General features: G+C 39.4%; 18 protein-coding genes. 12 read left to right on the forward strand and 6 right to left on the reverse strand.

Features of this window, described 5'->3' with window-relative positions:
• Window positions 1-44: 44 nt before the first annotated feature.
• Window positions 45-380: a zinc ribbon domain-containing protein YjdM gene (locus ACNSN3_RS06180; protein ID WP_010389859.1), complete on the reverse strand. Its 336-nt coding sequence runs from the start codon at window positions 378-380 to the stop codon at window positions 45-47.
• 310 nt (window positions 381-690) lie between these two features.
• Between ACNSN3_RS06180 and ACNSN3_RS06185 the strand changes: the two genes are divergently transcribed.
• From ACNSN3_RS06185 to ACNSN3_RS06195, 3 genes are read left to right on the forward strand one after another with little or no spacing between them, the layout of a single operon-like run.
• Window positions 691-2,085 carry a RimK family protein gene (locus ACNSN3_RS06185; RefSeq protein ID WP_054200844.1) on the forward strand — a complete coding sequence of 465 codons (1,395 nt, stop codon included), beginning with the start codon at window positions 691-693 and terminating at the stop codon, window positions 2,083-2,085.
• A complete protein-coding gene (locus ACNSN3_RS06190; RefSeq protein ID WP_418608797.1) occupies window positions 2,085-3,236 on the forward strand; it encodes a peptidase C39 family protein in 1,152 nt (383 codons plus the stop codon). The genes ACNSN3_RS06185 and ACNSN3_RS06190 overlap by 1 nt, the downstream gene beginning before the upstream one ends.
• A 13-nt stretch (window positions 3,237-3,249) precedes the next feature.
• Window positions 3,250-3,762 (forward strand): MgtC/SapB family protein, encoded by a 513-nt coding sequence (locus tag ACNSN3_RS06195; RefSeq protein WP_198523105.1) that lies wholly within the window; start codon window positions 3,250-3,252, stop codon window positions 3,760-3,762.
• A 13-nt stretch (window positions 3,763-3,775) separates the two neighbouring features.
• On the opposite strand, the gene ACNSN3_RS06200 is transcribed toward ACNSN3_RS06195, so the two are convergent.
• Window positions 3,776-5,005 carry an EAL domain-containing protein gene (locus ACNSN3_RS06200; protein WP_418608798.1) on the reverse strand — a complete coding sequence of 410 codons (1,230 nt, stop codon included), beginning with the start codon at window positions 5,003-5,005 and terminating at the stop codon, window positions 3,776-3,778.
• 129 nt (window positions 5,006-5,134) lie between these two features.
• Window positions 5,135-6,145, reverse strand: coding sequence for a GlxA family transcriptional regulator (locus tag ACNSN3_RS06205; protein ID WP_021033106.1), 1,011 nt, complete (start codon window positions 6,143-6,145; stop codon window positions 5,135-5,137).
• Between the two features lie 128 nt (window positions 6,146-6,273).
• Here ACNSN3_RS06205 and ACNSN3_RS06210 point away from each other — a divergent pair, with 128 nt between their 5' ends.
• Entirely contained in the window at window positions 6,274-8,181 is a 1,908-nt protein-coding gene (locus ACNSN3_RS06210) for a beta-ketoacyl synthase (protein WP_055011895.1), read from the forward strand.
• A 52-nt stretch (window positions 8,182-8,233) separates the two neighbouring features.
• Here the strand turns inward: ACNSN3_RS06210 and ACNSN3_RS06215 are convergent, their stop codons facing one another.
• A complete protein-coding gene (locus ACNSN3_RS06215; RefSeq protein WP_418608799.1) occupies window positions 8,234-9,418 on the reverse strand; it encodes a DUF1624 domain-containing protein in 1,185 nt (394 codons plus the stop codon).
• Window positions 9,419-9,619: 201 nt separating this feature from the next.
• On the opposite strand from ACNSN3_RS06215, the gene ACNSN3_RS06220 reads away from it, so the two are divergent.
• Window positions 9,620-9,994: a hypothetical protein gene (locus ACNSN3_RS06220; RefSeq protein ID WP_138593910.1), complete on the forward strand. Its 375-nt coding sequence runs from the start codon at window positions 9,620-9,622 to the stop codon at window positions 9,992-9,994.
• Here the strand turns inward: ACNSN3_RS06220 and fghA are convergent.
• Entirely contained in the window at window positions 9,948-10,790 is an 843-nt protein-coding gene (gene fghA, locus ACNSN3_RS06225) for an S-formylglutathione hydrolase (protein WP_138593909.1), read from the reverse strand. The two genes, ACNSN3_RS06220 and fghA, sit on opposite strands and share 47 nt — an antisense overlap.
• Before the next feature lie 58 nt (window positions 10,791-10,848).
• Complete coding sequence (locus ACNSN3_RS06230; RefSeq protein WP_109874696.1) at window positions 10,849-11,970, reverse strand: S-(hydroxymethyl)glutathione dehydrogenase/class III alcohol dehydrogenase; 1,122 nt, start codon at window positions 11,968-11,970, stop codon at window positions 10,849-10,851.
• Between the two features lie 130 nt (window positions 11,971-12,100).
• Here ACNSN3_RS06230 and ACNSN3_RS06235 point away from each other — a divergent pair, with 130 nt between their 5' ends.
• The 7 genes from ACNSN3_RS06235 (at window position 12,101) to ACNSN3_RS06265 (ending at window position 19,867) form a co-directional block, all read left to right on the forward strand.
• Window positions 12,101-12,973 (forward strand): LysR family transcriptional regulator, encoded by an 873-nt coding sequence (locus ACNSN3_RS06235; RefSeq protein WP_171040282.1) that lies wholly within the window; start codon window positions 12,101-12,103, stop codon window positions 12,971-12,973.
• 136 nt (window positions 12,974-13,109) lie between these two features.
• The gene (locus ACNSN3_RS06240; RefSeq protein ID WP_418608801.1) at window positions 13,110-14,327 is read left to right on the forward strand and encodes a lipoprotein-releasing ABC transporter permease subunit; all 1,218 of its coding nucleotides are present in this window, start codon (window positions 13,110-13,112) and stop codon (window positions 14,325-14,327) included.
• On the forward strand, window positions 14,320-15,018 hold the full coding sequence (gene lolD, locus ACNSN3_RS06245) for a lipoprotein-releasing ABC transporter ATP-binding protein LolD (protein ID WP_010389881.1): 699 nt from the start codon (window positions 14,320-14,322) through the stop codon (window positions 15,016-15,018). The genes ACNSN3_RS06240 and lolD overlap by 8 nt, the downstream gene beginning before the upstream one ends.
• Complete coding sequence (locus ACNSN3_RS06250) at window positions 15,008-16,252, forward strand: lipoprotein-releasing ABC transporter permease subunit (protein WP_418608802.1); 1,245 nt, start codon at window positions 15,008-15,010, stop codon at window positions 16,250-16,252. Before lolD ends, ACNSN3_RS06250 begins: the two co-directional genes overlap by 11 nt.
• 98 nt (window positions 16,253-16,350) lie before the next feature.
• Window positions 16,351-16,824 (forward strand): DUF1456 family protein, encoded by a 474-nt coding sequence (locus ACNSN3_RS06255; protein ID WP_055011902.1) that lies wholly within the window; start codon window positions 16,351-16,353, stop codon window positions 16,822-16,824.
• Between the two features lie 402 nt (window positions 16,825-17,226).
• Window positions 17,227-18,579: an NADP-specific glutamate dehydrogenase gene (gene gdhA, locus ACNSN3_RS06260; RefSeq protein ID WP_418608803.1), complete on the forward strand. Its 1,353-nt coding sequence runs from the start codon at window positions 17,227-17,229 to the stop codon at window positions 18,577-18,579.
• Window positions 18,580-18,760: 181 nt separating this feature from the next.
• A complete protein-coding gene (locus ACNSN3_RS06265; protein WP_418608804.1) occupies window positions 18,761-19,867 on the forward strand; it encodes a GGDEF domain-containing protein in 1,107 nt (368 codons plus the stop codon).
• Window positions 19,868-19,877: the final 10 nt, after the last annotated feature.

Raw genomic sequence — 19,877 nt, forward strand, 5'->3', positions numbered from 1 at the left:
CGTTATTGCTTTGTGTTAATTTTTACAAGTGAGTTTTTGTAATTTCAGGCTTTTTTCACAAACTTAGCCGTTACCATCATTTCGCCAATGCCATCTACTTTACAATCTAGCTGGTGATCTTTTTTATCAAGCACACGTCTTACCAAAGCTTTAGTACCAATTTTTATAACCTGAGAACTGCCTTTAATTTTTAAATCTTTCGCAACGGTTACTTTGTCACCATCGGCTAGTAAAGTGCCGTTTGCATCTTTTACCAAAATAGCGTCTTCATCGCTTGTATTATTTGGGTTCCATTCATAAGCACATTCTGGGCATATAAGCAGCTGTTGGTCTTCGTAAATGTATTCACATTGGCATTTAGGGCAAGCGGGAAGAGACATAATGATCACTTTTAGTGGTAAATTTTGGCTATTTTAAAACACAAATTAACAATAAAAAAGTTCATCAAATATTTTTATCTTCACGCTAAAAATATCTCGTTTGTGTGTATTTAAAAAAGGGCTTATAAATCACATGTCGCTTAAGCAATTTAAGCGCTAACGTTTATAGTAGATATTCGTTAAAGCACCTATCGTATTAAGTGATTTGCATTTGCTGCACTTAGTGCGATAGGTGTTTCTATTTGCTGTTTAACTACCTGAGCTAACTAGCCAAGGTATTATTTATATTTTGACTTAACTAGGAAAAGTCGTGTTTAAAACCTTAATTGTGGTTGATAACAATGAGCAAGCACTTGCTCTTTCATTTGAAAATGTAATTACATTTGACACCTATTTACGAGATTACCCCAAACGTAACGAACCTAAAACCCGCATTATTAATTTATGCGACTCAAGCCAATACTTGAGTAAGGGTTATTATTGTTCATTGCTTGCAGAAGCCCGCAAACACCAAGTATTACCAAGCGTTAAAACAATAAACGCGCTTAGAAGTGGACAAGCACCTATTTTAAATACTGGGCATATTGATGGCGCAGTTTATTTTGGTAATGCTCTAAACGAATTACAAGGTAAAGCGGCTAAATCGGTATTTAAACAATACCCAGCGCCTATTTTATTTGTCGATCAGCAAGGTTTATTGCAACAAGGCTCTTTAACCTCATTAAGTGAGCAACAATATGCTGCGTTTATTGAAAAGCTCAATGAGTTTACCCAAACGCAATGGCGTATTGGTAAAGTAGAGCGCCGTTTTCGTTGGGATATGGCGATATTGGTTGATCATAACGAAAAAGTACCGCCAAGTGATAAAGATGCAATTACACGTTTTATAAAAGCAGCAGCGAAACATGGTATTAACGCAAAAGCACTTAGCTTTGAGGAAATAGATAATATTGCCCAATTTGATGCGTTGTTTATTCGTCAAACAACAGCGATTGATCACCCAACCTACCGCCTTGCAAGTAAAGCGCAAAGCCTTGGTTTAGTGGTGATTGACGATGCGGAATCTATTTTACGGTGCTGTAATAAAGTGTACTTACATGATGCATTTAATTATCAAAAAGTACCGAGCTTAAAAACCGTGGTGGTGGCAGATCAATCAAAAGACACAATTGAGCAACTAGAAGCGTCGTTTACTTATCCGCTGGTATTAAAAATGCCAGAAGGGTCGTTTTCAAAAGGCGTTTATAAAGTTGCTAATCGTGATGAATTAGAAGCTAAGCTTAGTGAATTATTTGCACTGAGTGCGCTGGTATTGGCACAAGAATACATGTACACCGAATACGATTGGCGCGTAGGGGTACTTAATGGTCGTGCTATTTATGCATGTCGTTATTTAATGGCGCGTAACCATTGGCAAATATACAACCATGACGCAAAACGGTTTTTTTCCGGTGGCTTTGAAACTCTACCAACCTTTGAGTTACCAAAAGCTGTGTTAGACGCTGCTTTAAAGGCCTGCAAAACAGTGGGTAAAGGTTTATACGGTGTAGATGTTAAAGAGCACCAAGGCCGTGCGTATGTATTGGAAGTAAACGACAACCCGAGCATTGATCACAAAGTAGAAGATGGTTACTTAGGTGACGAGCTATACATGATCATAATGGATGAGTTTAAACAGCGGTTAGAAGCACGAGGCCGCGGCTAATGCCTATTGCTCTGGTTGAAAAAGTAATAGTGGCAGAGGCGACTAAGCTAGTTATTCGCCCTGCAATAACCTCTGACTTAAAGGCGTTGGTGGCGCTTGAAAATACTTGCTTTAGTAACGATAAGCTAAGTGCGCGTAGTTTAAAGCGCTGGCTTGGGGCTAAACATGGGATTTTATTAGTTGCTGAGCAAAATGCGCAACTATGTGGCTATGGCTTAGTGTGGTGCCATAAAGGCACGCGTTTAGCGCGTTTGTATTCGTTAGCCGTATTACCAACAATGCAGGGCAAGGGCATAGCCAAAAAATTACTCAATGAACTTGAAAAAGCGACCAGTGAGCGTGGACGTATTTATTTGCGCCTAGAAGTTGCAGTAAATAACGACAGCGCCATTGGGCTTTATAAAAGTGTGGGGTATCGCGTATTTGGTCAATACAGTGATTATTATGACGATCACAGTGATGCCTTACGCATGCAAAAAAATATTCGCCAAACCAGTGAGTTGCAGGTTGAGCGTTTAACGCCATGGTATCAGCAAACCACCGAGTTTACCTGTGGTCCTGCTGCGTTATTAATGGCAATGGCTGCTCTTGACTCAAACACAGAGCTGAGTCAGTCACATGAATTAGCTTTGTGGCGTGAAGGCACCACGATTTTTATGACCTCTGGACATGGCGGTTGTCACCCATTTGGCTTGGCACTGGCTGCAAATAAACGCGGTTTTACAAGTGAGGTAATTGTTAATACATCTGAACCATTATTTTTAGATGGGGTTCGCAGTGATAACAAAAAATCAGTATTGGCCACGGTTCATCAACAGTTTGTTGAGGGTATGGCAGCGGCAAATATTTCAGTTACACAAAAAGATGTTGAATTAACTGACATAGAAAACTGGTTGAGTCAGGGGTTTAGTGTGTTGCTGTTAATTAGTACGTATCGGTTTGATGGTAAAAAATCACCGCACTGGGTGTGTGTAACCCATTTAGATGCACATTGTGTTTACGTACATGACCCATTTTGCGAGCCTGGAAAAGATAACCAGCTAGCAATAGATTGTCAGCACGTACCAATTGCACGTAGCGACTTTAGTAAAATGTCGGCATTTGGTAGCCAAAGGCTCCGGACGGCAGTTGCTATTGGTAAAGTAAAATAGATTAGGATATTAAGTGACATTTTTAGATTTTATCGATGTAGCGCCATACTCATGGGCAGCTATTGGCACCGCCGCTTTTTGTGGCGCTATTATTGGTATAGAGCGTCAATTGCGCGGTAAACCTGTGGGTATTCGCACATCAGCATTAATAACGTTAGGCACATATTTGTTTTTATCTACGGCGTTTAATTTACAAGGGGATGTGATTGATCATTCTCGTGTAGTGGGGCAAATAATCACGGGTATTGGTTTTTTAGGCGCAGGCGTTATGCTAGCAAAAGATGGTGCAGTAGTAGGGGTTACCTCCGCGGCCACTATTTGGGTGCTTGCGTCTATTGGGGTGATGATCGCAACCGAAAACTTAGGTGCTGCAATTAAGCTTTCTGTATTGGTGGTTGGTATTTTATATGGTGTTGATGTGCTCGAAGCTAAGTTTAAAAGCCTCAGCAAAGGTGTGCATGCTAAAGTAAAAAGTTATCACAAACGTTATTATCGAAAAGACAGTATAGATAGCGAACGCCACTAAATAGTGGCGTTTTTCATGCTGGTAGAGTTGCGTTTAGCAAACTAAGTGCATCGTTAATTGCTGTGGGGCGGCCAATAAAATAACCTTGCACACTATCTACATTGAGCTTTCTTAACGAGTTGAGTTCTTCTTCAGTTTCAATTCCTTCGGCAACGATGGTGCAGTCGATTGCTTTTGCAAACCCACACAGTGCTTTTGCTAGCAAAAACTTACGATCATCAGTGTTTATATTTTGTGTGAGGCTGATATCTAATTTAATAATATCGGCTTCAAGCTCTAAAATGTGCTGAAATGACGAAAAGCCTGCGCCTACATCGTCAATGGCCAAGCGAAGGCCTTTGTTTCTGAGAGGCCTAAGTGCAGTTCGCATTTTTTCGTAGTCGGAAATTGGCGAATGCTCAGTAATTTCTAATACTAGCCTAGTGCAGTCAATGTTTTGTAATGTATTTTTAAGTGCACCGCTTAGGATATGCGATGGTGAGCAATTAATAGCAATGTAAGTTGAATTATTAAATTTGGCTATGTTGGTGACTGCATTTTTAATGGCTAGCATTTCTAATGCTTCATTTAAGCCAACCTTTTTTGCTTCTTTAAACCATACATCAGGAGTTTTATAAGGTGTAGTAAAAAATCGAGCAAGTGATTCAAAACCTGCAACTTTATTATTTTTTAAACTAAAAATAGGTTGAAAGTAGATACTAATATCATTATCGCTAATAATTTGCTCAATAGCTGACTTGGCGTGATTCCGCGATATACTTTTTGATAAGTTTTTTTCAATTAAGCCAGTCGCTATTTCCGAAATAATATTTAAAAACGATAAATCGCGATCGTTCAAGCTCTCATCATGGTGTGATTTATAACAACAAAAAGTACCGTATAATTTACCGTTTGACAGGTTGATAGGTACACCGATATAAGCGCCTATACCTAACATTTTGGTTACGGGCATAGCCTTGGTTATTGGGTTTGCGTTGGTATTAGTAATAATAGGGCTAAGCTTGTCATCGGTGATTTTTTGACAATACGTTTCATTAATCGGATCGGCATTACCCACTTTAACAATTTGGTTTTCAGAGGGATTATCGACCACTTTAAAAACCCGCTCATCGTTAATAAATTCAGATATAAAAGCAACATCCATATCTAAATGTTTGCGAACTAACGCGAGTAAGTCAGCTAGTTTAGCCTCAATGGATGCGTTGCTTTGTTGATCGACAAGCAGATTGGTAAGTTTATCCATCAGCTATCTCCCTGTATTAATTTCACCACGCTTCATGCGTAATACTATAATTTATATATATAAAAAAATCTAATCAAGGCTATATCAATCTTTGCTAACCATCAAAAGTGAACACGGTTTAGTTAAAACTTAACCAAATAATTTTCGTCGCACGACTTTACGGTATTCGCTGGGTGTTTGGCGTAATACTTTTTTAAATACTCGGGTTAAATGCCCTTGGTCATTATAGCCAACCTCTAAAGCAACTTCCTGAATCGATAAATTAGAAGATGCCAATAAATCTTTGGCGCCTTCTACTCGTAATTGTTGCCAATATTCGATTGGACTTTGGTTAGTGGCACTTCTGAAGCGACGGGTAAAGGTGCGATAACTTAGACTAAATTGAGCCGCAACCTCCTGTAAGTTGAGCTCACTGGCTAGATTGGTTTTTAACCAAAACTGTATTTGTGCAATCAGCTCATCTGGGTGTCTATCTACTGCTCCCTCTAAGTAACGTTGATCTTCATAGGGTTTACGAATTTCATGGGAAAAGTTGCGCTCCACATGTTGTGCCGCTTCTTTACCATAATATTGACTAATAATATGTACGATAACATCAGCAAGTGCATTTAAACTGGCTACGGTATACATACGTTCTGACTGGGTGATAAAAAAATCAGGTTTTAAACTTACATTAGGGTAGTCATGCTTAAACTGTTTAGCATAATGCCAATGGGTAGTAGCGGGATGTCCGTCAAGTAAACTAGCCTCTGCAACAAAACAATTACCTGTGCCTACTCCAATTATATGACTTCCTACGGTAAAGCTCTCGATCAGCCAAGTGACTAATTGTTGATTAGCGCGTATCACCGGGCGAGGGTTACGCCAAATACCAGGCACAATAACTAAATCGCAATAAGGTGAGTTTTCGCTAGTACAATCAGGAATAATCGATAGTCCAGTTCGCGTCTTAATGGCATCACTATTTTTAGCCACTAAATGAATAGCCAGAGGTTTAAAGTTATTTTTATCACTATGGCCTTTAGCAAAAGCCTCACCCGCACGCAGCATCTCAATCGGTAATGTGAGACTGGTTACCAACAAATGCTCAAACACTGCGATACCAATATTTATGGGGGGAGTTAATGGGTTGTTGCTCATTGTGAATGCTCCGACCAGTTGTTTTTGGCCTTTTATGCCGCTTATTTGGCTATTAAAGCACAAAGACGTCTCTATAATCCAATTAAACTAATGTCATATTCTTATAACACGCATTTTAAAGGTAAATTATGACTGCATTACCCGTTATTGTAGGCATGGGAGGCATTAATGCCGCTGGCCGTACTTCTTTTCATCAAGGTTATCGTCGTATCGTGTTAGATAGCTTAGCGGCGCAAGCTCGCCAAGAAACGTTTTTAGGCCTTGCCACATTAATGAACTTAGTGACTACAGTAAACGGCCAACTTGAAGACAGCCAAGGTAATCATGTTGAGCAAAGCGACATTGAAGCACGCTTTGGTGAGCAAATTATTGCTGGTACATTAATTCGAAAAATTGAAAAAGAACATTTTGACGTTGATGCCACACCTTGGCAGCAAAAAATGACTTTAACTGCTTCAGATGATAGTTCAATTGTGTTTGAAACACGTCGTCGTGACTTACCATCGCCTTTACCAAGTAACTGGCAAATAGATGACCTTGATAATAAAAAAGTAAAAGTCACGATTGCTGCTGAGCTAGATGTAAAACATGACTCAACCCGTGATAACCCGATTAAGTCAGCTGGGCAATTTCCAACCGGGTTTGATCCTGCCATTATGTATAACAGCCGCTACCAGCCGCGCGGTTTACAAGCGACCATATTTGCTGCCACCGATGCAATAAAATCAACAGGACTTGATTGGCAACATATTATGAATAGCGTAGAGCCAGATAAAATTGGTACCTATTCAGCATCGGTTATTGGTCAAATGGATGATAAAGGCTTAGGTGGTTTAGTTAAAGCGCGTCAGCAGGGCGATCGTGTTAGTACTAAACAGTTAGCGCTGGGTTTAAATACGATGTCGACCGATTTTATTAACGCCTATGTTACTGGAAATGTTGGGACGACTTTTTCAACCTCAGGCGCATGTGCCACATTTTTATATAACTTGCGCGCTGCCGTTAACGATATTCAAGCTGGCCGTACCCGTGTTGCAGTGGTTGCAAGTGTTGAATGTGCGATTACTCCAGAAGTGGTTGAAGGTTTTGGTAATATGAGTGCGCTGGCCAATATTGAAGGTTTGCGCCGTTTAGATAATTTAACCAATGATGACGAGCCTGATTACCGTAAAAGTAGTCGTCCATTTGGTGAGAACTGTGGTTTTACCTTAGGTGAGGGGGCTCAGGTTGCTATATTAATGGATGATGCACTGGCTCTGGAACTCGGTGCAGATATTATGGGCAGTGTGCCGGATGTATTTGTGAATGCCGATGGAGTTAAAAAGTCAATTACCTCACCTGGGCCTGGCAATTACATCACCATGGCGAAATCAGCAGCACTTGCTACTAGCTTGTTAGGTAAAGAGGCACTGCAACAACGTAGCTTTATTTTAGCGCACGGCTCAAGTACGCCACAAAATCGTGTTACTGAATCTTTAATTTATCATAAAGTAGCGCAAACATTTGCTATTGATAACTGGAAAGTGACTGCGCCTAAAGCCTATGTAGGCCATACTATTGCGCCTGCTAGTGGCGATCAGCTTGCGATTGCGTTAGGTGTATTTAGTCATAATATTATGCCGGGTATTACCACCATTGATAAAGTAGCCGACGATGTTTACAGTGAACATTTAGATATTCGTAATAGCCACTACGATTGTGGTGATATGGATATTGCGTTTATTAACTCAAAAGGCTTTGGTGGAAATAATGCAACAGCGACTGTGCTGAGCGCAAAAGTAACCATGCAAATGCTTGCTAAACGCCATGGTGATGCACTGATGAACAGCTATGTTGAAAAACATAGCCAAGTAAAAGATGCACAGCATACTTACCAAACGCAAGCCGATTTAGGTCAATACTCGCTAATTTACCGTTTTGGTGATGGCTTGATTGATGAAAATGAGATTGTTTTAGATGAGCACAGCATTACACTGCCAGGCTTTGAAAAAGCAATTACATTTAGTACAACAAATTCCTATCAAGATATGTTCTAAGCACACATACTTGTTAGCAAGGCGCTTTTATAGCGCCTTTTTTAATGTTTGTTCAAATATACTTAGCAATTAAACTGTGTTTATTTTTTTGCTTCCATACTAAATAATAATTGGCAAGAACGGCTGTTAAGCCAATTACGACTGCAATAAATAGCAGTGTTGCAACATAGCTCATACCGTATCCAATTGGTAAACCCACCAGTGTTTCGCCATAAGTCATATCAGAAAAACTAAAGCCTAAAACAGGGATAAGTAACCAACTTATTGCATGCAGTAAATACAAGTGGGCTAAGTACGAGAACATACTGGTTTTACCCAATACTTGTAAAAACTTTGGCGAAAAATCACTTTTTAGCTTACTCAATAGTTTAAGCATAATTAGGCCTATACCAACGGTTAACAACATAAACTGCAGGGAAAGTGGGTATTTGGTCGGGTTTAAAAATGACATTATAGTGAGTAAATAAGAGTCACTAATCGTAAATATTGACGCGTCACCATAAAGATTAAAGCCACGCAAAAGCGTATATAAAACTAGGCAGCTTACACCCAAAATTAAGCCATAATCCATAACTCGGTTACTGTATTGCTTGGCTTTGTAATAAACACCTGCACAATAGGCTAACGCCATTAACCCAACAATAGGAGCTACGGGGTAGGTGGTTCTAATTTTAAAGTTAAAAGGAAGTTCGAGTACATTTTTCTGATGTAAAACAGACCATATCGTATTTGCGATTGTATTTGGCTCAAAGTTGACGGCATCAAATAAGTTGTGGCCAAATACTAAAATTAAGCCCATGGCAAAAATTGCATACAGACCGATTAAGCGTAAAAGCCCTAGAATAATAAACCCCCAACCTATCGCCCAAATAACCTGAGCGTATAACATTGGAAACAGTGGATTAAAGCTCCAAGACCATGACACAATAGTAAATTCAAATAATATAAGCACTAGTCCACGTATAATTAAACTTTTTGAAAAAGCTTGCGTGGAAGTGTATTTATGCTCGGTTATCGCAGCTGAAAGGCCCGCTAAAAATACAAATAATGGCGCACAAAAGTGCGATATAAAACGAGTGAAAAAAGTAAGCGCATCTGTTCCTGGTATGGTCATGGGATCGGTCACTGAATAATTTAGACAATAATACATGCCGTGATCAATCACCATAAATATAATAATAAGACCTCGTAGTAAGTCTATATGGTGTAAACGATTTTGAGATAAAGGTAATGACATAATATGCTTTGGTATGGATGAAAAAACGAGTTTAATTATATGTTATATTATATCATTTTGCGAGAGTGATAATAAAATACTTTAGTATAAATTATGTTGTAAACAATTTTCACTTACTAACAGATTTTTACAGTTTTACTTTTTTAATGGAGTTACTCTATTAACTAAATAGTTAAAGTTGAAGCTACTAAAGGGTTAAACATGAAAAAAATATTTTTTTTATCACTATTGCTGATGCTTAATGGCTGTACATTTTTTGGCGTTATGTTGGATGGACAAGCAGCCTCAAATGCACAAGAAAATCAGCGGATGAAAAATCCAGCTCGGTCTACTCCTTATGAAAATCCATTTGAGCCAGTTCCCGTTGATAAGGACGGATTTTCTTTTGCAGAGCTAGGTTTAAAAATAGACTCTGCAGTATTTAGTTTAGTAAAAGGAGATGACGGCACCATTAGAAAATGCAGGCAGGTCACAAAAAATCTTAAAGAATGTGTAGAAGTAGATAAATCTACTCTACACAGTAATGAATCTAAGCAGTTAAAAACTGATGATGAAATAATAAGTGTTGGTCTATAAAACTACTAATGAAATAGTAACTATGGTCGTAGCCAGCTTGCATTTCGAGTGTTAACGGATAGCCTTTCTGTGTAGCTACAGTTACTAACTTTTGTGGCTTAAGTTGCTCATCTAAAAAGTTATCTGCATCACCTTGGCTAACCAACATAGGTAAATAATCAGCTTGTTTGGCTTGTTGCATTAATTCGCAGCTATCATATTCTGCCCAGACTGATTTATCAGTACCCAAGTAGCCAGTAAAGGCTTTAACACCCCAAGGACAATCTATCGGGTTTACAATTGGGCTAAATGCTGTAGCGCTGGTATAAGCTTTAGGATTTTTAAGGGCAATTATTAATGCGCCGTGGCCACCCATAGAATGCCCAGAAATTGCTTTTTTAGTTGTTACTGGAAAATGTTGCTCTATTAATGCAGGTAGTTCCTTCACCACATAATCGTACATATTAAAATGAGTATTGTAAGGTGCCTGCGTTGCATTGACGTAAAACCCTGCACCTTGGGCAAAATCGTAGCTATCTTCATTAGGAACGTTTTCACCACGCGGACTGGTATCAGGTGCGACAATAGCGATGCCTAGCTCTGCCGCTTTTTTAAACGCGCCTGCTTTTTGCATAAAGTTTTCATCGGTACAGGTTAATCCTGATAACCAATAAAGTACTGGTACTTTATTTTTTTCACTGGCGCCTGGTGGTAAAAATACCGCAAAACGCATGCTGCAATGGGTGCTTGAGGAAGTATGGCTATACTGCTTATGCCAGCCACCAGCCACTTTTGCTGTTGAGATATTTTCTAACATAACAATCCTTAAAAGCCGTTACTTAATAGCAACGGCTGGTAATGGTGATTAAAAGAAATTAGTAATGAATAACAGTACGAATACTCTTACCTTCGTGCATTAAATCAAATGCATCGTTAATTTCTTCAAGGCTCATGGTGTGGGTAATAAAATCATTAAGGGCGAATTCACCCGCCATGTAACGCTCTACAATTTCAGGAAGTTGCGAACGACCTTTAACGCCTCCAAATGCGCTACCACGCCATACACGGCCAGTAACAAGTTGGAACGGGCGAGTTGAAATTTCTTGGCCAGCACCAGCTACACCAATAATTACAGATTCTCCCCAGCCTTTATGACAACACTCAAGGGCAGAGCGCATTACATCAACGTTACCAATACATTCAAATGAGTAATCAACACCGCCGTCGGTCATCTCTACAATCACTTCTTGAATTGGCTTGTCGAAGTCTTTTGGATTAATTAAGTCGGTAGCACCGAGTTTAGTCGCAAGATCAAACTTAGAGGTGTTAATATCAATACCAATAATACGGCTTGCACCAGCCATTTTGGCGCCAATAATGGCCGACAAACCAATGCCACCTAGACCAAAAATTGCTACCGTATCGCCCGCTGTTACTTTTGCCGTATTTGTTACAGCGCCCATACCGGTAGTGACACCGCAGCCCAATAAGCAAATTTCCTCTAAAGAGGCTTCTTTATTTACTTTAGCTAGCGAGATTTCAGGAAGTACTGTGTATTCAGAAAAGGTCGACGTCCCCATATAGTGATAAATTGGTTGGCCGTCTTTGAAAAATCGCGTTGTGCCATCTGGCATTAAGCCTTTGCCTTGTGTTTCGCGTACAGCAGAGCACAAGTTGGTTTTACCTGAAGTACACATTTTGCATTCACCACATTCTGCGGTGTATAGAGGAATAACGTGATCGCCAACTTCTACACTTGTAACGCCTTCGCCCACAGCGTAAACCACCCCGGCACCTTCATGGCCTAAAATAGCGGGGAAAATGCCTTCAGGATCTTCACCTGATAAAGTAAAAGCATCTGTATGGCATACACCTGTGGCAGTGATTTTTACCATCACTTCGCCTTTTTTAGGCATCATCACGTCAACTTCTTCAACGCTTAAAGGCTGATTAGGGCCCCAGGCAATCGCTGCTTTTGATTTTATAAATTCAGACATGTGTATATCCTTTGTAGTGGTTTGAATATCAATTGTAGACCCAAACTGTTTGGGTGATGTGCCTATTGTATTTATTTCTATAACAATGATAATCTCTAAATTAATAAAACACTTTTACAGTATGGTAATAATAATGCGTTGGGAAGGGATTGATGAGTTTATTGCTGTTGGCGAAGAGGGAAGTTTCACTCAAGCTGCACAGACGTTGGGTCTATCGGTTGCCCATATTAGCCGCCATGTTACTAAGCTTGAGCAACGGTTAAATACCCAACTTTTAACGCGTACGACCCGAAAGGTTGTATTAACCAAAGAAGGTGAGCAGTTTTTACACCAAGTAAAACATTTACAACACGCTATGGATGAAGCCACTCAGGGGCTCGCGTCTGTGCAAACATCCCCTAAAGGTAAAATTAAATTAACCGCACCGGTTATGTATGGTGAAAGTTTTATTATGCCGATAGTGCATTCGTTTATGCATGATCACCCCGAGATAGAAGTAATCGCAACGCTCTCTAACGAGCAAGAAAACTTGCTGGAGGGCGGCTTTGATTTAGCCATTCGATTAGGCCATTTAAAAGATTCGAGTTTAAAAGCGCGACGCTTGAGCTCTCGGCGATTTATTATGTGTGCTGCACCAAGCTATTTAGCGCGTTTTGGCGAACCCCATACGTTAGGTGAACTTAACCAGCATCAATGCTTAATTGGTAACAGTAGTTATTGGCGAGTAAATGAAAACGGTCGTGACAAACATATTAAAGTAGCAGGGAGGTTGCATTGCAATAGCGGTTGGGCACTGGTTGACGGCGCTAAAAAAGGGTTGGGTATTGTTCAGTTGCCGGATTACTACATAGAGAATGAGATAAAAACAGGGCAGTTAGTACCAATATTAACAGCTTATCAACCTCAGCAAGAGGGTGTGTGGGGGCTCTATCCTCCGCGGCAATTTGTTGCTACTAATGTACGGGTATTACTTGATTATCTAGTAACAGGATTAAAAGTTTAGCTTGGCTTAGTGATTTGCTTATAATATAGCCAAGTATAAGATTTATAAATTATTTCTTACATTTATGGTGATATTCAATTGCGCTGAGTTCGTGCTACTATAAAGCCACACTTTTAGCATTAATGTTTTAATTAATATGTTTCAACCTGTTAGCCTGTTTATCGGACTTAGATATAGTCGCTCTTCCAAAGGCAATGCGTTTATTTCGTTTATTTCTTTTTTTTCTATTGCAGGTATAGCGATTGGTTTAATGGCGCTCTTTACAGTAAGTAGTGTCATGAACGGTTTTGAAAGCAGCCTGAAAACGAATATGCTCGGACTCATTCCACACGTTGAAGTGCAGGCAAAACAACACTCTAAAGCGCAAATGAATACTCTTAAAGCCGATCTTGAGCAATCACCGTATGTTGATCATGTTAGTTTATACCGCCATGGTGAAGCTATACTACAAACAAATAAAGACCTGCATGGTGTGCTGCTGCAAGGGCTCTATGATAATGATGGCTCGCTTTATAAAATCACTGACAAAGTAGTGCAGGGGAATTGGCAAAGTGTATTAAATAATAATTATCACATTGCTATTAGCCGTTATCTAAGCCGTAAACTCGGCGTTAGCTTGGGCGATAAACTGCGCGTTATTATGCCCAATGCGTCAACTTATACACCCCTTGGTCGTGTTCCTAGCCAGCGTTTATTCAAAATTGCTGCTATTTACGAAACTGGTTCAGAAATTGACATGGGATTGGCATTTACCAGTGGTGTGTCATTGCAACGAGTATTAAAGCAAAGTAGCTCTACACCCCCTAATTTAAGTGTGTCACTGCATGAGCCATTTGCACTTGATGAATTTATTCAAGACAGCCAACTTATTCTAAAGAATTTTAAATACACCGATTGGCGCAGTAGCCAAGGCACTTTATTTGCCGCTGTGGCGATGGAGAAACGCATTATGTCTATGTTATTGGGCTTAATCGTGCTGGTGGCGGTGTTCAATATTGTGTCGGCGCTCACCATGATGGTAAGTGAAAAACAAAGCGAAGTTGCGATACTGCAAACACTAGGGCTAACGCCAAGCCAAGTACAAACTGTATTTATGATTCAAGGTTTATATAACGGTGTGATTGGTACGGCAGTAGGTGCCTCTTTAGGTATTTTATTTAGCTTATATATTAATGAACTGCTGGCGTTGGTTGGCTTAAATTTATTATCGGGGATTTCACTGCCGGTCAAATTTGATGCGCTTAGCTTAAGTGTGATTGCGCTTTTAAGCTTAGCAATGAGCTTTTTAGCGACTTTATATCCCGCGCGCCAGGCCGCTAAAGTAAACCCAGCCGAGGTATTACGTTATGAATGATTTAGTAATTAGTTGTGAACAAATAAGTAAAGTGTACCAAGACGGGCAAAACCAAGTTGAGGTATTAAAAGGGGTTGATTTAGCCCTAACCCAAGGTGAAATGCTAGCTATTGTAGGTAGCTCAGGTTCAGGTAAAAGTACCTTATTGCATATTTTGGGTACCTTAGATACCGCCAGTTCTGGCAGTGCAAAAATCAAAAACCAAGATGTGGCTAAACTTTCTCGCAGCCAACAAGCCGCGTTTAGAAATCAAAACTTAGGGTTTATTTACCAATTTCATCATTTATTAATGGAATTTAGTGCGGTTGAAAATGTTGCTATGCCACTGTTAATAAAAGGCTTGAGTGCCAAAGAAGCAAATGTAAAAGCGCTCGACATGCTCGATAAAGTCGGCCTTGCGCACAGAAGTAGCCATAAACCGTCGGCACTTTCTGGTGGCGAACGCCAACGTGTTGCCATAGCGCGTGCTTTAGTGACTGAGCCTGCACTGGTTCTTGCAGATGAGCCAACGGGTAATTTAGATAAGCAAAACGCGATTAAAATTTACGATTTAATTAACCAGCTAAATAAAAGTTTAAACACCAGTTTTGTGGTGGTGACTCATGATTTAGAACTTGCCGACAAGCTAGGTAAAATAGCGTATTTAGATGATGGTAAATTATCAATAAAAGAGTCAAACCATGTTGCTTAGTGCCTTTATAAGTAAACGTTTCAGAGCCTATTCAGGCCATAAAGATGAAAAAAACGCGTTTGTTAGTTTTATTGCTAAGGCATCTACTATTGGTATTTTACTTGGTGTTGCCGTTTTAATTGTGGCGTTATCGGTGATCAATGGTTTTGAACAACAATTAGTACATCGTTTATTAAGTGTAGTGCCACAAGTTGAATATGTAGCACCAAGCAGGCCGATTGCTGATTGGCCCAGCAAAGTCGAAAAATTAAAACAGCAACCACAAGTAACAGGAGCAGCCCCATTTATAGCAGTAAATGGTATGGCGCAATTTAAAAGCCAATTAAAAGCAGTTGAAATACGTGGTGTTGAGCCTTCGCTAGAGAGCGACGTATCAGCGGTTAACCAATTTACACAAGGTAAATTAGTCAGTCAGCTAGCACTTGAGGATGTTATTTTAGGCAAGCAAATTGTCACTCAACTTAATATATCAATAGGCGACAATGTCACTTTATTGATCCCACAAATTAGTGAAAAAGGACAATCATTACTTGCGCCAAAACGGGTTACATTAACACTCGCAGGCATTATAGAAATGGGCGGTCCTATTGATAGCAGTGCCGCGTTTATTCACCTTAGCAAAGCACAACAAACCTTAGGTTACGATCAAAGCCAAGTAACCGGCCTACGTTTACGGGTTGATGATGTGTTTGCAGCGCACCAAATAGCGTTGAGAGTAGGGCAAACTCTTACTGATTATGTGTATATATCGAGTTGGTTTAGAACCCAAGGCAGCTTGTATCAAGACATTCAAATGGTTCGCACGATCGTTTATATTGTGGTGTTTTTAATTATTGCAGTCGCCAGTTTTAACATTGTTTCGTCATTAGTGATGGAAGTGCGCGAAAAAGAAGGCAATATTGCCATTTTAAAAACCATGGGTGCCAAAGACAGTACTATATTGGCTACTTTTGTAATGCAAGGCTTAACTCAAGCATTTGTTGGCGTAGTTTTAGGCTCTATTATTGGAGTCATTCTAGCAATCAATATTAGTGAGCTTTTTACTTGGCTGAGTTTATTGCTGGGTGAAAATCCGCTAGAAGGTGTGTATTTTATCGAATTCTTACCGAGTAAATTAGTTTGGCAAGATATAGTGTTAACTGTTATTGCCACCTTTGTGCTTGCAATATTGGCGACGCTGTATCCAGCATGGCAAGCAACACGTGTTGATCCGGCAAAAGTATTGGGTAATTAAACACAGTATTTAATAGGGCGCTTAGTGTAACTCTGATAAACTGCGCCGCTATTAAACAGCTTTTGTTTGCTGAGCACTTATTTACCTTGGGATTTACTTTGACAAATAACGATATTTTACGCCGTATTCGCTACACCTTTGATTTAACCGATTCAGCAATGGTTGACGTGTTCGCCGCTGCAGAGCAGAGCGTTAGCACTGAGCAGGTGATTGCATGGTTAACTAAAGAGGGCGAGCAAGGTTACACCCCAATAAGTGACACCGAATTTGCGGTATTTTTAAATGGCTTTATAAACACTAAGCGCGGTAAACGTGACGGTGAGCAGCCAATCCCAGAGACTAAATTAAACAATAATATTATTTTTATGAAATTACGTATTGCTTTAAATATGAAAGCAGAAGACGTGATAGCCACACTAGCCTTAGTTGATTTTGATTTAAGTAAGCATGAGCTCAGTGCATTTTCACGTAAAGTTGAAAACAAACATTATCGTGTGTGTAACGATCAAGTTTTACGTTTATTTTTAACTGGTGTGCAGCGTACTTTTCGCCCAGATGGCGAAAAAGCTTAATGCATTTTATAGAGGTTGATTAGCAACCTCCATTTAAACCTCTTAAACGAACTCACTAAAATCTACGCTATTATTAGTCTTATCCTTCTACAACTTCAGTCTTATAAAGCATTTTATGTTGTCGCTCTCGTAAAAACGTAGAGTCGTATTTTGTTTTACTATTTTTTTAATACTTTTAACGTGTTATTCATTTAAACTGGCGTTTTTAGCATAAAAATTCTTTACTAATGGGTTTTTATACAAAAGAAACAACAATTTAATTCAACATCAAACACGTGCATCCCGTTTATTTATGATGTTAAAGTGTAAAAATAATGATCACATAATCAATTTCTCTACTAACAATAACGTTGATCATTTTTCCTGTTTCGAATTAAAAAATACCCACATGGAAGAATAAATATGAATTATATACACAGAACAATTGCGCAATTAAAGCAGACAAGCCCTGCGCAATGTGAGTTTTATCAAGCAGTAGAAGAAGTGCTAGACTCGCTAGAGCCTGTATTTGCGCAAACCAGTCATTACCAACAACAAGCAATTATTCAAAGAATGGTAGAGCCAGAGCGTCAGTTAATGTTTCGCGTGCCTTGGGTTGATGACGAGGGCAATATTCAAGTCAATAAAGGCTACCGTATCGAATTTAATTCGGCGTTGGGCCCTTACAAAGGCGGCTTACGTTTTCATCCAAGTGTAAATGCCAGCATCATAAAATTTTTAGGCTTTGAACAAATTTTTAAAAATGCATTGACCGGTTTGCCTATAGGCGGCGGCAAAGGAGGCGCTAATTTTGATCCTAAAGGACGCTCTGATGGCGAGATAATGCGTTTTTGCCAATCGTTTATGACCGAGTTATATCGCCATATCGGCCCTACAACCGATGTACCTGCAGGGGATATTGGCGTAGGGGCGAGAGAAATTGGTTATATGTTTGGCCAATACAAACGCTTAACAGGGCGCTATGAAGGCGTACTAACCGGTAAAAGTTTACTTTGGGGCGGATCGTTAGCTCGCAAAGAAGCAACGGGTTATGGCGCAGTGTATTTTGCTAACTATATGCTTGAAGATCGTGATGACAGCTTATCAGGAAAACGCTGTTTAATTTCAGGCTCAGGCAATGTGGCAATTTATGCCATGGAAAAATTATATCAACTAGGGGCTACGCCTATTGCCTGTAGTGACTCAAAAGGCACTTTGTACGATGAGAGTGGCATTGACTTAAAACTTATTAAGCAATTAAAAGAGCACTCACGAGGATGCTTAAGTGACTACCTAGATACTCATCCTCATGCCAAGTATACGGCTCGCGATGAGTACCCTCAAGATGGTCATGCGGTATGGCGTTACAGTGCGGATGCGGCTTTTCCTTGTGCTACACAAAATGAATTAACCCAAGCGGATGCAAAAGCACTACTTGAAAATGGCTGTACTTTAGTCAGTGAAGGAGCAAATATGCCTTCAACCAAAGAAGCGATTGATTGCTTTATTGAAGCAAAAATAGCTTATGGCCCTGGCAAAGCAGCGAATGCCGGTGGGGTAGCAACCAGCCAATTAGAAATGGCACAAAATGCCAGTATGCAAAGCTGGACATTTGAGCAAGTAGATGAAAAGTTAAAGCAAATAATGAAAGATATTTTCACTACAGCTAACGATACCGCAAAAGAATTTAATCAACCCGGTAACTTGTTACTTGGTGCAAATATTGCTGGATTTAGACGTGTAGCAGATGCAATGATTGAACAGGGCGTTGTATAGCGACGCCTCGGCTATTTATTAGTGAACCCAATAATTTTTATCTATATCTTGAGTAGGCATTGTTCAGGATATAGCAAAAGTAATGTATAATATTATTTAATAAGGTAAATTTAACTCGCTAATTAATAACAATAAACTATAGTGTGGATAAGGATAAGTGAGCTTATTAAGGAGAGTGCCGGTGCGTCTTATTCCCGCAATTTTTTATTTTTCAAGTGCAACAGAGCACAACTTCCAAAATCAACTCAATAAAAGCTCAATGCGTCTTGCTGATGCATCACTCTATCTAGTAACACTGTTTTTATTGTCTTTTATTTTTATGTCTTGGCTTAATCAACAAGAGCCTGCCAATTCGACGATAACAATTTTACGCGTAACTATGGTGTTGTTATCGATAGTCCTCATTATTGTAAATAGAACATTAAGTTCAGAGTACTTGCATTCGCGCTTTTTCAGTTATGCGGTTTTATTTTGTTTTTTATTTAGTTATTTCTTTTGGGAATATGTGCAACGCTATAGTGAATTAAAAGAGGGTGGACCTATGCTTGTAGCTGCTGCATTTATAGCCATACCGATGCTGCACTTAGGACATAAACTGGTTTTATGGTCAATAATTGGCATTGCCCTGATATTTATTGAGCTTTTTTCTTCTACTTCGATTGCGTGGACACTTTATTTTTATTTCAGCATAGTTATTGTATTGGCCATAGTGCAATATCAACTAGATACCCTATTAAGAAAGCAATATAAAGCGGAATTATTTGAAACTGAAAAAGCCAATACCGATCAATTAACAGGTATGCATAATCGGCATAGTTTTGATAGACGCTGTAAAGCATTAATTAACAAGTTAGCGCCATCACAATATTTAGGGTTAGCGATGATTGATGTCGACTATTTTAAAAATTATAACGATAACTACGGCCACTTAGAGGGAGATAACGTATTAATAGCAGTCGCAAACCGACTAAAACATTGTGACGCTGATATTGTGGTGCGTTTTGGTGGTGAAGAATTTATATTGGTAAAAACATTACAGGCAAATGAGTTAGATTGGTTGAGTGACTTACCTAAACGCTTTGCAGCCGACCCGATTGCACATCAGTATTCACCCTTTAACCGTATTACTGTCTCTGCTGGTATTGCAATTGATAAATACACTACATATAGACCTTCAATTAAATCATTGTTGGCAACAGCTGATGTAGGGGTTTATAAAGCTAAAAATGCAGGACGAAATATAAGTATTACTGACTTTGTTGTTCCTAAACAACCTGAAATTGAGTAAGACAATGCAA

This window comes from Pseudoalteromonas sp. US3C1004 (genome assembly GCF_048401065.1).
Taxonomy (GTDB): domain Bacteria; phylum Pseudomonadota; class Gammaproteobacteria; order Enterobacterales; family Alteromonadaceae; genus Pseudoalteromonas; species Pseudoalteromonas undina.

Excerpts from the sequence above, each read along its gene's own strand:
- ACNSN3_RS06180 (WP_010389859.1), bottom strand. The coding sequence starts at position 380 with ATGTCTCTTCCCGCTTGCCCTAAATGCCAATGTGAATACATTTACGAA.
- ACNSN3_RS06190 (WP_418608797.1), top strand. The coding sequence starts at position 2,085 with ATGCCTATTGCTCTGGTTGAAAAAGTAATAGTGGCAGAGGCGACTAAG.
- ACNSN3_RS06200 (WP_418608798.1), bottom strand. The coding sequence starts at position 5,005 with ATGGATAAACTTACCAATCTGCTTGTCGATCAACAAAGCAACGCATCC.
- ACNSN3_RS06205 (WP_021033106.1), bottom strand. The coding sequence starts at position 6,145 with ATGAGCAACAACCCATTAACTCCCCCCATAAATATTGGTATCGCAGTG.
- ACNSN3_RS06210 (WP_055011895.1), top strand. The coding sequence starts at position 6,274 with ATGACTGCATTACCCGTTATTGTAGGCATGGGAGGCATTAATGCCGCT.
- ACNSN3_RS06215 (WP_418608799.1), bottom strand. The coding sequence starts at position 9,418 with ATGTCATTACCTTTATCTCAAAATCGTTTACACCATATAGACTTACTA.
- ACNSN3_RS06220 (WP_138593910.1), top strand. The coding sequence starts at position 9,620 with ATGAAAAAAATATTTTTTTTATCACTATTGCTGATGCTTAATGGCTGT.
- fghA (WP_138593909.1), bottom strand. The coding sequence starts at position 10,790 with ATGTTAGAAAATATCTCAACAGCAAAAGTGGCTGGTGGCTGGCATAAG.
- ACNSN3_RS06230 (WP_109874696.1), bottom strand. The coding sequence starts at position 11,970 with ATGTCTGAATTTATAAAATCAAAAGCAGCGATTGCCTGGGGCCCTAAT.
- ACNSN3_RS06240 (WP_418608801.1), top strand. The coding sequence starts at position 13,110 with ATGTTTCAACCTGTTAGCCTGTTTATCGGACTTAGATATAGTCGCTCT.
- lolD (WP_010389881.1), top strand. The coding sequence starts at position 14,320 with ATGAATGATTTAGTAATTAGTTGTGAACAAATAAGTAAAGTGTACCAA.
- ACNSN3_RS06250 (WP_418608802.1), top strand. The coding sequence starts at position 15,008 with ATGTTGCTTAGTGCCTTTATAAGTAAACGTTTCAGAGCCTATTCAGGC.
- gdhA (WP_418608803.1), top strand. The coding sequence starts at position 17,227 with ATGAATTATATACACAGAACAATTGCGCAATTAAAGCAGACAAGCCCT.